The 14,081-nt window shown below is 62.9% G+C and carries 12 protein-coding genes; 4 read left to right on the top strand and 8 right to left on the bottom strand.

Going from position 1 to position 14,081, the window contains the following annotated elements; genetic code table 11:
* Positions 1–77: 77 nt before the first annotated feature.
* The 4 genes from modA to mepA form a co-directional block, all read right to left on the bottom strand.
* On the bottom strand, positions 78–863 hold the full coding sequence (gene modA, locus ACIQ17_RS01365; RefSeq protein ID WP_398464580.1) for a molybdate ABC transporter substrate-binding protein: 786 nt from the start codon (positions 861–863) through the stop codon (positions 78–80).
* A gap of 174 nt (positions 864–1,037) precedes the next feature.
* On the bottom strand, positions 1,038–1,535 hold the full coding sequence (locus ACIQ17_RS01370; RefSeq protein WP_398464582.1) for a hypothetical protein: 498 nt from the start codon (positions 1,533–1,535) through the stop codon (positions 1,038–1,040).
* A gap of 2 nt (positions 1,536–1,537) precedes the next feature.
* Positions 1,538–1,747, bottom strand: a complete 210-nt coding sequence (locus ACIQ17_RS01375) for a molybdopterin-binding protein (protein WP_398464584.1) — start codon at positions 1,745–1,747, stop codon at positions 1,538–1,540.
* A 148-nt stretch (positions 1,748–1,895) separates the two neighbouring features.
* On the bottom strand, positions 1,896–2,828 hold the full coding sequence (mepA, locus tag ACIQ17_RS01380; protein WP_398464586.1) for a penicillin-insensitive murein endopeptidase: 933 nt from the start codon (positions 2,826–2,828) through the stop codon (positions 1,896–1,898).
* A gap of 380 nt (positions 2,829–3,208) precedes the next feature.
* On the opposite strand from mepA, the gene ACIQ17_RS01385 reads away from it, so the two are divergent.
* From ACIQ17_RS01385 to ACIQ17_RS01395, 3 genes are all read left to right on the top strand, one after another.
* The gene (locus tag ACIQ17_RS01385; RefSeq protein WP_398464588.1) at positions 3,209–5,431 is read left to right on the top strand and encodes an EAL domain-containing protein; all 2,223 of its coding nucleotides are present in this window, start codon (positions 3,209–3,211) and stop codon (positions 5,429–5,431) included.
* 256 nt (positions 5,432–5,687) lie between these two features.
* On the top strand, positions 5,688–6,305 hold the full coding sequence (locus tag ACIQ17_RS01390) for a glutathione S-transferase family protein (protein ID WP_398464590.1): 618 nt from the start codon (positions 5,688–5,690) through the stop codon (positions 6,303–6,305).
* Between the two features lie 56 nt (positions 6,306–6,361).
* Positions 6,362–8,437, top strand: coding sequence for a pyridoxamine 5'-phosphate oxidase family protein (locus ACIQ17_RS01395; RefSeq protein ID WP_398464592.1), 2,076 nt, complete (start codon positions 6,362–6,364; stop codon positions 8,435–8,437).
* Between the two features lie 123 nt (positions 8,438–8,560).
* On the opposite strand, the gene ACIQ17_RS01400 is transcribed toward ACIQ17_RS01395, so the two are convergent.
* The 4 genes from ACIQ17_RS01400 to lepA form a co-directional block, all read right to left on the bottom strand.
* On the bottom strand, positions 8,561–9,793 hold the full coding sequence (locus ACIQ17_RS01400; RefSeq protein WP_398464594.1) for an ABC transporter substrate-binding protein: 1,233 nt from the start codon (positions 9,791–9,793) through the stop codon (positions 8,561–8,563).
* 101 nt (positions 9,794–9,894) lie between these two features.
* On the bottom strand, positions 9,895–10,089 hold the full coding sequence (locus tag ACIQ17_RS01405; protein ID WP_398464596.1) for a DUF2283 domain-containing protein: 195 nt from the start codon (positions 10,087–10,089) through the stop codon (positions 9,895–9,897).
* The gene (locus tag ACIQ17_RS01410) at positions 10,086–10,349 is read right to left on the bottom strand and encodes a DUF4258 domain-containing protein (RefSeq protein ID WP_398464598.1); all 264 of its coding nucleotides are present in this window, start codon (positions 10,347–10,349) and stop codon (positions 10,086–10,088) included. Before ACIQ17_RS01410 ends, ACIQ17_RS01405 begins: the two co-directional genes overlap by 4 nt.
* A gap of 79 nt (positions 10,350–10,428) precedes the next feature.
* A complete protein-coding gene (lepA, locus tag ACIQ17_RS01415) occupies positions 10,429–12,234 on the bottom strand; it encodes a translation elongation factor 4 (protein WP_398464600.1) in 1,806 nt (601 codons plus the stop codon).
* A 140-nt stretch (positions 12,235–12,374) separates the two neighbouring features.
* Here lepA and ACIQ17_RS01420 point away from each other — a divergent pair, with 140 nt between their 5' ends.
* Positions 12,375–14,021, top strand: coding sequence for a glycosyltransferase family 39 protein (locus ACIQ17_RS01420; RefSeq protein ID WP_398464602.1), 1,647 nt, complete (start codon positions 12,375–12,377; stop codon positions 14,019–14,021).
* Positions 14,022–14,081: the final 60 nt, after the last annotated feature.

Genomic DNA, 14,081 nt, shown 5'->3' on the forward strand with positions numbered 1-14,081 from the left:
GGAGCGAAGCAATCCAGTTCTTCGCTTGCGGCTTCTGGATTGCTTCGTCGCTTTGCTCCTCGCAATGACGGCTGAGCTCAGGTCGTTGGCTTGGCCAGGAAGGTGAAGCCGTATTTCTCCATGATGGTCCTGGAGGCCGAGCTCTTCAGGAAAGCGATGTAGTCGGCTGCTTCCGTCTTGGCCTTGGCGGTCGCTGCCACCGGATAGACGATTGCCGGATGCGAGTCGGCCGGGAAGGTGCCGATGACCTTCACACCCGGATCGATCTTGGCGTCGGTGGAATAGACGATGCCGAGCGGCGCCTCGCCGCGCGACACCAGCGTCAGTGCGGCACGCACGCTTTCGGCCATCGCGAATTTCGGCTCTGCCGCGGTCCAGCTGCCGAGCTTCTCTAGTGCCGCCTTGGCATATTTGCCGACCGGTACCGATTTCACGTCGCCGGTGGCGATCTTGCCGTCACCGGCAAGCTTGGCGAGGTCGAAACCCTGGCCGATCTTGACGTCGGCGAGCTTGGAGTCCTTGCCGGCGATCAGCACGATGCTGTTGCCGAGCAGGCTGACGCGGGTGGCCTCGTTGATGTCCTTCTTGCCGACCGAATAGTCCATCCATTCCTGGTCGGCCGAGATGAAGATGTCGGCGGGGGCGCCCTGTTCGATCTGCTTGGCAAGTGCGGAGCTTGCAGCGTAGCTGGACGTCACCTTGACGCCAGTCTTGGCTGTATAGGCGGTGTTGAGCTCGTCCAGCGCATTCTTCATCGATGCGGCGGCGAAGACGGTCAGGCTCTTGTCCTGCGCCTGCGCAGGCGTGAAGGTCGATCCGAGCAGGATCGAGAAAGCGGCGAAAAGTCCGGCAATGCGTTTCATGTTGGCGCTCCATGCGTGAGCGCAGCGCAAAAGGCGCGCAGCTCAGGCGTTGGTGAGGTGGGATCTGCGACAGGCGGAAGCGCCGTTCCGGCAATCCCGGGGACTTACGGTCCATCCGGGATATCGCGCCGCGACAATACTCAGGCGGGCGAGAGGGGTAAAGGCCCCGTGCCCTTATTCGGCGGGTAGCACTGCAAGGCTGATGCTGGCCTCGGTCGCGCCCGAGATCTGCACGGCAAAGGGACCGCCGGAGAGATCGAACTTCACGACTTTGCGGATGCCCGTGCAGTCGGTGGCGCCGCTGAACTCCATCGGCTTCAACTGTTCGCCATCCTGGATCACGTCGATCCAGGCATTGGAAGACAGGCTGACCGTATAGGCACCGGCTTTCGGCGGGGACTTGAACTTCACGAAGCCGGCAAATGTGCCGTCTTTCGGCTTACGCTCGGGTTGGCGGGGAAGCTTGGCCTCGGCCGGAGTCTTGAGTTCGAGGTCCGCCTTTGCGGGGATTGCGAGCTCATTTCCTGAGGCCGCCTTGAGGCGGTCTTGCGACGTCAGTGCGGCGCGCTCCTTGTCGACCGGCCACTTGAACTTGTCGCAACCGCTCGGCTCGGCCGCCCAGGCGGGCGCCGAGCTCAGCAGTGCAAGCGCGACAATCAGACGCGCTGCCATGATCAGTCCACCGCGATCATGACGTCGGAGGCCTTCACGACCACCACGACCTTGCCGCCGACCTTCAGGGCGAGATCGTCCACGGCTTCATTCGTGATCGAAGACGTCATGACCTGACCGCCGCCGATATCGACGCGGATATGGGACGTGGTGGCGCCCTTGGTCACTTCGAGGACGGTGCCCTTGATCTGGTTGCGTGCACTGATGCGCATAGTGGTCTCGCTTGATTTTGCCGGACCGCAATCGGTCGCAGCGAGGAGGGAAGGGACGGACCGTCGGCCCGACCGGTCGCCCGCTTGCGGCACGGCGACGATGGCATTTTAGCCTGTTTTCGCGACACCACGATAGGGACTGGATCGATCACGGTGCCGTCAGGACCTGGCGGCAGGCTGCCGGCATATCCGCCAGGGTCATGGGCGGTTTCGGCTTCGGCGGCACCGGCGGTGGTTTCGGATGCAGCACGGCGTCGCTGAACCAGTAGGCGAGGTCGCTTGCTGCACAGCCTTCGCCTTCGTTCGGCGGAGTCTGGGATTCGCAGTCAGCGGCGCCTGCCGGACATTTGATGCGGATGTGGAAATGATAGTCGTGGCCGTACATCGGCCGCACCTTCGACAGCCAGCTGCGATCGCCTTTGGCCTCGCGACACAGCGCTTTCTTGATGGCCGCATTGACGAAAATGCGCTCCACCGCCGGCTCCTGCGCCGCGGCGCGGATCACCGGCAGATGTGTGGGCGTCCAGGTGGCAGGATCGATGTCGAGGCGATCCTTGCGGACCATCATCACCGCCGACATTTCCTCGCGCTCGTTGCGCGACAATTGCCGGTTCGGCATCGGCGTCAGCCAGATATCCGCATCGAGGCCGATCTGGTGGCTGGCATGGCCGGTAAGCATCGGGCCGCCACGTGGTTGCGACATGTCGCCGACCAGAAGGCCGGGCCAGCCCGCGATCCGGTTCGCCTTGGCGGAAACGCGCTCGATCAGTTCGACCATCTGCGGATGCGCCCAGTTGCGGTTGCGCGACAGCCGCATCACCTGCCAGGTCGGTCCGTTCAGTGCCAATGCCTCGGCACCGGCAATGCAGCCTTTGGCATAGAAGCCGACGACCTGCGGTGCCGAGCGCGTCGGCAGGGCCTTGCGGCCGAACAGTTCCTTGGCCGGCGTGGAGGGATCGTTGGGATTGGCGAGCGGCGGCAGTGGCCTGGGATCGACCGTGCCTTTGGTCTGCGCCAGCGCACTGGACGCTGAAGCAAGGGCAAGCGGCAATAGCAGGCTGAGAATCAGGCGGGAGCTCATGGCCGGACTATAGCCGAGGCAGCTGACAAGTCAGCGCGGGGCTGCCGTCAGCCGCGCAACTCGCGCAACTTTTACGCGGTGCTAACCATCCTGCCGTGTGGCGCAATTTTTTGCTGCGGATTCATCGCAGCATTTCTCGACCGATCATTCGCTTCCAGCGCGCGCATTTGCAGTCGCTTGCTCCACTTTGGAACATGTCTAGTCCGCAAATTAAGGGACTATTCACGTATTGCGTATGGGCATGCCCGCTGTGTGTGCACCTCTTATGGCTATTCGCGCACTGCTTGCGGTAACAGCATGCGGCGGGCGCGGTTGCTGATACCGTTTGTTCAGAGACTTCCGGCACAGAATGTCGCACGCAGAATGCGAGTAGAATCTGGATGCCGAAGGACCGGCCCAAGAAGACTGGACTGAAGGCATCGCACAAACCGCGCTTCAATCGCGCGAGGGGTGTTGCCAGGAAGCCATTTGCAGCCGCGCCGAAATCCATCGGCGTGATCGGCGAACTCGCGCGCCAGCGCGCCCAGGCCGAAGCTGCCATCGTCGATGCCCGCAAGTCCCATGAACGGCTGCGCGAAGCCATCGACATCCTTCCGCAAGGCATCGTGTTTCTGGATCCCGAGGGGCGTTACATCCTCTGGAACAAGAAATATGCCGAGATCTACAATGGCAGTTCCGATCAGTTCGCGCCGGGTGCCCGGCTGCAGGACACGATCCGCGTCGGTGTCGAGCGCGGTGAGTATCCGGAGGCGGCGGGCCGCGAGGACGAGTGGATCGCCGAGCGTGTCAACAGGCTGTTTCATCCCGGCGAACGCCACGAACAGACCCTGGCGGACGGCCGCGTCATCCTGATCGACGAGCGGCTGACCGAGGATGGCGGCGTCGTCGGCCTGCGCGTCGACATTACCGAGTTGAAGCAGCGTGAAGCCTCGTTCCGGCTGCTGTTCGAAAGCAATCCGGTGCCGATGATCGTCTGCGCTCTGGCGGACGAACGCATCCTCAGCGTCAATGATGCCGCGGCGGAGCATTACGGCTATACGCGCGCGGAATTCGAGAAGCTGACGATCCGTCAGTTGCAGGCTTTCGAGGCCGCCCCCCCCTGGGGCGGCGATCATGTCGCCGACGAACAGGCCGCGCGCACCTGGAAACACGTCAAGGCCGATGGCGAACTGATCGATCTCGCCATCTATTCGCGCCAGCTCGTCTACAACGAGCAGCCGGCGGTGATGCTGGCGCTGATGGACATCACCGAGCGCAAGCGCGCCGAGATGCGGCTCGCTTTCATGGCGCATCACGATTCGCTCACCGGGCTGCCGAACCGCAACCTGCTGCGTCAACGCCTCGACGAGACGCTGTCCCATGTCCGCCGCAGCGGCGAGAAGCTCGCGGTGCTGTTTCTCGGCCTCGACAATTTCAAGGGCGTCAACGATTCACTCGGCCACGAGATCGGCGACAAACTCTTGCGTGGCGTGGCGCGGCGGCTGCGTTCGACATTGCGGGAAGAGGATGCACTGGCGCGTCTGAACTCGGACGAATTCGCCATCATCCAGACCGGCATCCACCGGCCCGAAGACGCGGTGTTGCTGGCGCGGCGCCTGCTCGATGCCATCGGCGAAACCTTCCTGCTCGATGGTCATTCCGTGGTGATCGGCGCCAGCATGGGCATCGCCATGGCGCCGGGCGACGGCGACGAATCCGAGCGACTGCTGAAAAACGCCGACATGGCGCTGTCGCGCGCCAAGAACGATACCCGCGGCACGTTCAGTTTCTTCGAGACCGGCATGGATGCCAAGGCGCAGGCGCGCCGCAAGATCGAGAACGATCTGCGTGCTGCGATCCAGGACGACCAGTTGCGGCCTTATTACCAGCCGCTGGTCGATCTTAAGACCGGCCGTATCACCGGCTGCGAGGCGCTGGTCCGCTGGCCGCATCCGGAGCGCGGCATGATCTCGCCCGGCGATTTCATCCCGGTGGCGGAAGACACCGGCCTCATCAATGTGCTGGGCACCCAGATCCTGCGCCGGGCCTGCAACGAGGCCGCGCGCTGGCCCGATGAAGTCCGCGTCGCCGTCAACCTGTCGCCGCTGCAATTCCGCGTGGGAAATCTGCTGTCGGTGGTGATGGATGCGCTGAAGAATTCCGGCCTGCCGCCACGCCGGCTGGAGCTGGAAATCACCGAGACGCTGCTGCTGGAGAAAAGCAATCAGGTGCTGGCGACGCTGCACGCGCTGCGTTCGCTCGGCGTGCGCATCTCCATGGATGATTTCGGCACCGGCTATTCGTCGCTCAGCTATCTGCGCAGCTTCCCGTTCGACAAGATCAAGATCGACCAGTCCTTCGTGCGCGATCTCGGCGCCAATCGCGATGCGCAGGCGATCGTGAGCTCCATCATCAGTCTAGGGATGGGATTGGGTGTCACGATCACGGCCGAAGGCGTCGAGACCGAAGCGGAGCTGGCCTGCCTGCGCCATGAGGGCTGCCATGAAGGGCAGGGCTTCCTGTTCAGCCGCGCCCGGCCGAATGAGGAGATCGTGGAGCTGTTGCGGGCTCAGGCGATGACGAGCGGCGTCGCCGATCAGCCGGATTGCGCACAGGTCGCGTAGCTGGACCCGTCGATCGCTGCCGTAGGATGGGTTGAGCGGAGCGATACCCATCACGGCGAGCGCCCGGCAGCGATGGGTATCGCTCCGGCGCTACGCGCCTCCGCTCAACTCATCCTACCGATCTTCCGAAACGCGATCATTTCATTTTGTGCAATAATGAAGTGCGCAGGCCGCGCATTCTCTCCTTATCGCTCAAGGAGCAGTTTGTGTTGGCGGATCGGGAATGGACCCGGCCACCAACTCAGGACCTGCTTCCATGAAGCTCTACAATTTCCCCCTGTCGGGCCATGCCCATCGCGCGCATCTGTTCGTTTCGCTGCTTGGTCTGCCATGCGAATTGATTGACGTCGATCTCGCATCAGGGGCGCACAAGAAGCCCGAATTCCTTGCGCTGAATCCGTTCGGTCAGGTGCCGGTGCTTGATGACGAAGGCACGGTCGTCCCGGATTCGAATGCAATCCTCGTCTATCTCGCCAAGAAGTCCGGTCAGGCCGCGTGGCTGCCGGAAGATGCGGAAGGCGCCGCGGCTGTCCAGCGCTGGTTGTCTGTCGCTGCGGGTGAACTGGCCTATGGGCCCGCGGCGGCACGCTTGATCACCGTCTTCGGTGCCCAGTTCAATCCGGATGAGGTGATCGCGCGCGCTCACACATTGCTGGCGCGGGTCGAGGCGCATCTCGCCGGTCGCGACTGGCTTGTCGGCGATGGCCCGACCATCGCGGATGTCGCGCTCTACAGCTACATCGCCGGCGCTCCGGAAGGGAATGTGGATCTGTCGGGCTATGCCCGCGTCAACGCATTCCTGCGCCGGATCGAAGCGCTGCCTGGCTTCGTGCCGTTTCCCAAGACGCCTGCTGGACTTCTGGCCGCGGCCTGACCGCTGCATGGCGGGCGTATCGACATGCGCCCGCCTCCTTCCGTGAGGGTGGATCAATGACCGATCAGCACACATTGACGAAGCTCGACCTCTGGCATGCCGGCGAGAAAACGATCCAGCAACAGGTCGGTGTCTCGGCTTACATGGACGAGGTCGGCAAGCGCGTGGTGCGTGATTACATGCCGACCCAGCATCGCGATTTCTACACGCAGATTCCGTTCATCGTGCTGGGAAGCGTCGACCGCGCCGGTGACGCATGGGCGACACTGGCCATCGGCCATCCCGGCTTCATTTCATCCCCGACGGCGCAATCGCTGGACATCGATGCATCGCGGGATCCCGGCGATCCCGCCAGCGAAGGTCTCCGCGAGGGCGATGCGATCGGGTTGCTCGGCATCGAGATGCATACCCGCCGGCGCAACCGCGTGAATGGCATCATCGGACCGTCGGTCAATGGTGCGCTCCATTTCGAGGTCGACCAGAGCTTTGGAAATTGCCCGCGCTACATCCAACTCAGGGATTATGAATTCGCCCGCGATCCCCGCGAGGCTTTCACGGCAGAGGTCGAAGAGAGCGTGGCGCTAGGTGCGCATGCGCGCGGCATGATCAAGGCGTCGGACATGTTCTTCGTCGCATCCTATGCCGAACGCGAAGATCGTCGGCAGGTGGATGCCTCGAGCCGCGGTGGCAGGCCCGGTTTTGTGCGCATCAATGCCGACGGCACGCTCACGATTCCGGATTTCAACGGCAACCTGTTCTTTGCGACGCTCGGCAATATCCTGCTCAACGGCAAGGCCGGCCTGCTCTTCGCCGACTATGAGACCGGCGATGTCCTGCAGATGACGGGTGACGCGCAGGTGGTTCTGGACTCGCCGGAGATCGCTGCCTTTCAGGGCGCTGAGCGTCTCTGGACGTTCAAGCCGCGCCGCGTGATCGTGAGGCGCGGTGCGCTGGCGCTGCGCTGGTTCGCGCGCAAGGATGGTGCGTCACCAGCATCGCTGATGACGGGCGACTGGCGGCAAGCGGCGGATCGGCTCAAGGCTGCAGAGCTGGCGAGCCAATGGCGGCCTTTCAAGGTCGTCGACGTCGTGAATGAGAGCGCAACGATCCGCTCATTTCATCTGCAACCCGCCGATGGCGTCGGCCTCCTGCCGCATCAAGCCGGACAGTATCTCCCGATCCGCTTGCCGGTGGGTGAAGCGGGCAAGATGACCATCCGAACCTATACGCTCTCGGTGGCGCCGTCCGATCGCATCTACCGCATCAGCGTGAAGCGCGACGGCGCGGTGTCGCAATGGCTGCATGACCGCATCAAGGTGGGCGACGTCATCGAGGCGCGCGCGCCGGCCGGTGCGTTCACCATCGATGCCACGCATCAGCGGCCGGCGGTTCTTGTCGGCGCTGGCATCGGAATTACGCCCATGCTCGCGATGCTGAAACATGTGGTCTATGAGGGCCTGCGCAAGCAGAAAGTGCGGCCGACCGTTCTCGTGCAGTCCGCCCGTTCCAGGAAGGATCGCGCCTTCACGCGTGAACTGGAGGAACTGGAGGAGAAGGCGGGCGGGGCCGTGCGCATTCTCCGTGTCCTCAGCGATGTCTCGGACGCCGAAGAAGGGGCGGACTACGACGCTGCGGGGCGCGTCGATGCCGAGCTCCTGTCTCGCTTCGTGCCGATCGAAGAAGCCGATGTCTACCTGTGTGGACCGCCGCCCTTCATGCAGGCGATCTATGACGATCTCCGTCGACGCAACATTCCGGATGTGCGCATCCATGCGGAAGCTTTCGGCCCGGCGTCATTGGTGCGGATCGAGGATGGGCCGGACATGACGCTGACGCGCCGGCCGCCGGCATCCGCGCCGGTCCATGTGGTGTTCACGGAGTCCATGAAGGAAGCGCGCTGGACGCCGGAATCAGGGACGTTGCTCGGTCTGGCGGAGGCGCGCGGTCTGAACCCTGACTACAGTTGTCGGGCGGGCAATTGCGGCACGTGCAAAGCGAAGCTTCTGGTGGGGGCGGTCACCTATGTGCAGGAGCCCACTGCGGAGATCGCGGAAGACGAGGTGCTGATCTGCTGCGCCGTCCCGGCGGCGTCTGAAGGCGATGAGGCGAACCGTCTTCATATCGTGCTGTGATGATGGTTTCCGTCTCAAACTGTCATCGCCCGCGAATGCGGGCGATCCAGTAAACGCCGACGTCGCGTACTGAGTTGCCCGGTCAAGCCGGGCAACGACAGTCGAGTGTGAAGCGCGGCGGCCTCAATCCTTCTTCACATACTGGCAGCCACCGTCCTTCATCGGGCGGAAGACCTGATCGCCCGGGACTTCCGCGAGCACCTTGTAATAATCCCACGGATACTTGGACTCTTCCGGCTTCTTCACTTCCAGCAGGAACATGCTGTGCACCATGCGGCCGTCCTCGCGCAGGACGCCGTTGTCGGTGAAGGCGTCGCGGATCGGCGTTTCGCGCATCTTGGCGAGCACCGGCTTGGTGGCGCGGGTGCCCGCGGCCTGCACGGATTTCAGGTAATGCAACACGCCGCTATAGGTGGCGGCCTGGTTCATGGTCGGCATCCGCTTCATCTTGTCGAAGAACTTCTTGCCGAATGCGCGGGTGCGGTCATTGAGGTCCCAGTAATAGGCCTCGGTGATGATCAGGCCCTGGGCCATCTTGAGGCCGAGCGAGTGGATGTCCGAGATGAACATCACGATGCCGGCGAGCTTCTGGCCGCCGGCGACGATGCCGAATTCCGACGCCTGCTTGATGGTGTTGATGGTGTCGCCGCCGCCATTGGCCATGCCGACGATCTTGGCCTTCGACGACTGCGCCTGCAGCAGGAAGGATGAGAAGTCCGCGGTGTTGAGCGGATGCTTCGAGCTGCCGACGATCTTGCCACCGGCCTTGCGGATGACATCGCCCGTGTCGCGCTCGATGGAATGGCCGAACAGATAGTCCGCCGTGATGAAGTACCAGCTGTCGCCGCCCTGCTTGACGATGGCGCTGCCGACGGTCTGCGCATTGCCATAAGTGTCGTAGGTCCAGTGCGCTGTGTAGGGCGAACAGGACTTTCCGGTGATGTCCGATGAGGCGGCATCGGTGACGATCATGATCTTCTCGAACTGTTTCGACATCTCCATCGCGGCGAGCGCGGTGGCGGAGGTTGGCAGGTCGATGATCATGTCGACGCCCTCTGCCTCGTACCATCGGCGGGCGATGGTCGCCGCGGCGTCGGCCTTGTTGAGCGGATCGGCGGTGACAAGCTCGATCGGCTTGTCGAACATCTTGCCGCCGAATTCCTCGATGGCGATCTTGGCCGCCTCGACATTGCCTTGGCCGCCGATATCGGCGTAGACCGAGGCGAAATCCGCGATGACGCCGATCTTGAGCGGAGCGTTATTGGTGGATTGTGCGGCCTGCTGGGCCACGGCTGAAGCGCCGAAAAGCAATGAGACGGCAAACGTCGTTGCCGCCAGCGCACGATGCGCGGTCATGAAGTCCCTCCCAAATTTTCAAACGCGCCGTTTTCGGCGTCGCGGGGAAGAGAATGAGGGGAGGTGGGCGGGGCGGCAAGAGGGAGTTTGGGTGATGCGGCTTATGCCGCATCCGACAAAAGCTCGGCGGCCAGCAGCGAGCGCGCGTCTAGCATCTCGATACCAACAATGCGTCCTTCTGCATCGTAGTCGAAGATGATGTTAGGCGCGACTTCTTCGCTTTCGAGAATTTGGCCGCTCGAAAGGCGAATATAGGCTGCATTGTCTTCGGCGTGATATTGAACCGTGGGCTTCATTTTGGCTCTCGCGCGCGTCGGTCGAAGAATACGGTGATGATATGTATTTCGTGGTCTGTTTCCAAGCAGACGACACGGAGAATGCGGCCGCCAAATTCGGGAATGGCACGAAACCGTCGCTCTCTGTTTGGTCTGGGGTCGGGGCGAGACCAAGTTGGCTGACGAGCCGTTCTGTCGATCCAGTCCATTTCGAGCTTGCGCTCGAGGATCGCATCATGAGCGTGCGTCGTGAACGTCAGAAGCTTGTTCACGTCCGCCATGATGCAGCGATCCGCTATTGAGGCCGGATCAGCTTATGAAAATTGCAACAAGGAATCAACTTTAGGTTTATGTTCTGCCTCAGCTATCCACCTTCAGCGCGGCGATGAAAGCTTCCTGCGGGATGTCGACCTTGCCGAACTGCCGCATCTTCTTCTTGCCCTCCTTCTGCTTCTCCAGAAGCTTGCGCTTACGCGAGATGTCGCCGCCATAGCACTTCGCGGTCACGTCCTTGCGCAGCGCGCGGACGGTTTCGCGGGCAATCACCTTGCCGCCGATCGCCGCCTGGATCGGGATGACGAACATGTGCGGCGGGATCAGCTCCTTCATTTTCTCGACCATGGAGCGACCGCGGCCTTCGGCGCGGGTGCGATGGACCAGCATGGAGAGCGCATCGACCGGCTCGGCATTGACGAGGATCTGCATCTTGACGAGATCCGCGGCGCGGTAGTCGGTCAGGTGATAGTCAAACGAGGCATACCCCTTGGAGATAGACTTCAGGCGATCGTAGAAATCGAACACCACTTCATTGAGCGGCAATTCGTATTTCACCATCGCGCGGGTGCCGACGTAGGTGAGCTCCTTCTGATTGCCGCGGCGCTCCTGGCACAGCTTCAGCACGGAGCCGAGATATTCGTCGGGGGTTAGGATCGTCGCCTCAATCCACGGTTCGTGGATCTCGGAGATCTTCACCACATCCGGCATGTCGATGGGATTGTGGATCTCGAGCTCGGTGCCGTCGGTCAGATACATGTGATAGATCACCGACGGCGCAGTGGCGATCAGGTTGAGATCGAATTCGCGGCTGAGGCGCTCCTGGATGATTTCCAGATGCAGCAGGCCGAGGAAGCCGCAGCGGAAGCCGAAGCCGAGCGCGGCCGAGGTTTCCATTTCGAACGAGAACGACGCGTCGTTGAGGCGCAGCTTGCCCATGGCGCCGCGCAGGGTTTCGAAGTCGTCGGCGTCCACGGGGAAGAGACCGCAGAACACCACGGGCACGGCGGGCTTGAAGCCCGGCAGCATGTCGGTGATCGGCTTGCGGTCGTCGGTGATGGTATCGCCGACGCGGGTGTCGGCGACTTCCTTGATGGCCGCGGTGATGAAGCCGATCTCGCCGGGGCCGAGTTCGTCCACATTGACCATCTTCGGCGTGAAGTAGCCGACGCGCTCCACGTCATAGGCCGCATTGGTGCCCATCATGCGGACGCGCTGGCCCTTCTTCAGCACGCCGTCGATGACGCGCACGAGCACGACGACGCCGAGATAGACGTCGTACCAGCTGTCCACCAGCAGTGCCTTCAGCGTCGCGTCGCGGTCGCCCTTCGGCGGCGGCAGGCGGGTGACGATGGCTTCCAGCACATCGGGCACGCCGAGGCCGGTCTTGGCCGAGATCATCACCGCGTCGGAGGCGTCGATGCCGATCACGTCCTCGATCTGCTTCTTGACCTGGTCGGGCTCGGCGGCGGGCAGGTCGACCTTGTTCAGCACCGGCACGATTTCGAGGTCGGCGTCGAGCGCGTGATAGACATTAGCGAGGGTCTGCGCTTCCACGCCCTGGGAGGCGTCGACCACCAGCAGCGCGCCTTCGCAGGCGGCCAGCGAGCGGGACACCTCATAGGCGAAGTCGACGTGGCCGGGCGTGTCCATCAGGTTGAAGATGTAATCCTTCCCGTCATGCGCCTTGTAATGCAGGCGGACGGTCTGGGCCTTGATGGTGATGCCGCGCTCGCGCTCGATATCCATCGAGTCCAGCACCTGCTCCTTCATCTCGCGCGCCTGCAAGCCGCCCGTGATCTGGATCAGGCGGTCGGCCAGGGTCGATTTGCCATGGTCGATATGGGCGACGATGGAGAAGTTGCGGACGTTGGAAATCGGGGAGGTTGTCATGGGCGCGGGATAGCATCCCAAGCCCTGATGCGGCAACCGAAATGGGGCTTTCCGGGTGGTTTCACAAGGCCATTTGGGGCGGCATTTTGTTCAAGCCATTCTGATTTTACTCGCCGGGAAAACAGGCTAGGCAGGGCCCCATGAAAAGGCCCGACCGCAGTCGCAAATCCCCCGCCATCGCCGCCCCCGTCAAACGCCGCAGCCTCGCTGCGCGGGCACGCCGGGCGGCGGCGCGCGTGGCCGCCTGGGCGGTCGATCCGCAGCTGGCGCCGGTGCTCGTGGTCGGCTTTACGATCGCCCATGCGGTGCTGTGGACCGCCATCCTGACCCAGGTGAAGGCGGCGCAGGATGTGCATTTCGACGTCGCCGAGGCCTATGCCTGGGGGCAGAAGTTCCTGCTCGGCTATGGCAAGCATCCGCCGCTGTCGGGCTGGATCGCAGGGGCCTGGTTCAGCGTCTTCCCGACCACGGACTGGGCCTCCTATGCGCTGGCCATGGCCACGGTGGGTGTCGGCATGATCGCCTGCTGGGCGATCGCGCTGCATGTGGTGGATCGCCGCCGCGCCTTCTTTGTCCTGGTGATGGTCGCGCTCTATCCGATCTTCAACTTCAAGGGCTTCAAGTTCAACGCCGACCTCGTGCAGCTGATCACCTTGCCGCTGCTCGTCCTGGCTTATCTGCATGCCTTCGAGAAGCGCACGATCCGCTCCGGCGTGCTGCTCGGCCTCGCCGCTGCGCTGGCCTTGATGTGCAAGTACTGGGTGGTGACCATGATCGGCGCCATCGGGCTTGCGGCCCTGATTCATCCGCAGCGGATGCTGTTTCTGCGCTCACCGGCGCCGTGGCTGGCGATCGTCACCATGGTGGCGGCGCTGCTGCCGCATATCGAGTGGGTGCGCAGCGTGGCCTTCGCGCCATTCCGCTATGCGACCGGCACTTACGTCATCTCGTCACACTGGCAGAGCCTGCAGATGGTCTGGGGCTATATCGGACACAATGTCGCGCTGCTGCTGTTGCCGCTGGCGATCGCGGCAGCGGTGCTGGCCTGGGCGCCGCGCTGGTGGTCCCTGCTGGCGCGCGATCCACGCGGTTTCGTCCTGCGGCCGTGGTCGATCCGCGATAACCCGTCGGTCAATCGCGATCAGGCGCTGAACATCTGGCTGATCCAGGGCATCGTTGCCGTCGGGCCGCCGGTCGGCGCGCTGATCTTCGACATCTATATCAAGACCGACTGGGGCATCTCGCTGTTCTTCCTGGTGCCGCTCGCCTTCATTGCGATCCCGTCACTGCGGATGCCGCGGGTCGCGTTGCCGCGGATTGCGGCGGTGTGGCTGGTGCTTTCGCTGGCGATATCCGGCCTCGCGCCACAGATTGCGATCGCCAGCATGCCGCGCGACGAGAACGGCAATTTCGCTCATGTGTCCTATTCGCAGCTCGCGAAGCAGCTCACAGAGATGTGGCACGTCCGTGCACACGCACGCTGGAGCGCTGTGGTCGGTTATGTCGAGATCGCGGATCAGATGACATTCTACAGCGCCGATCATCCCCTGCCGTTCGTGCATTACGAAAAGCTCGGCTCGGGGCTGCTGTCGCTGGAAGAGGCGAGGCGCACCGGCTTCATCGGGATCTGCGATCCCGCCGATGCCCGGTTCGAGACCTGCGAGACCTGGATGAAGGAGAATGCCACGGGCGCCGAGCGCGTGGTGATTTCGACGCGACGGTTCTTTCAGGGGCAGTCGGGGATTTCGTCGCGCTGGCACGTCTATTTCGTGGCGCCGGGGAAGTGAAAAATCGTAGGGCGGATTAGCGCAGCGTAATCCGCCGGCCGATTGAATAGTTGAAACTCC

The sequence above is a fragment of the Tardiphaga sp. genome (assembly GCF_044340795.1).
In the GTDB taxonomy this organism is placed as follows: domain Bacteria; phylum Pseudomonadota; class Alphaproteobacteria; order Rhizobiales; family Xanthobacteraceae; genus Tardiphaga.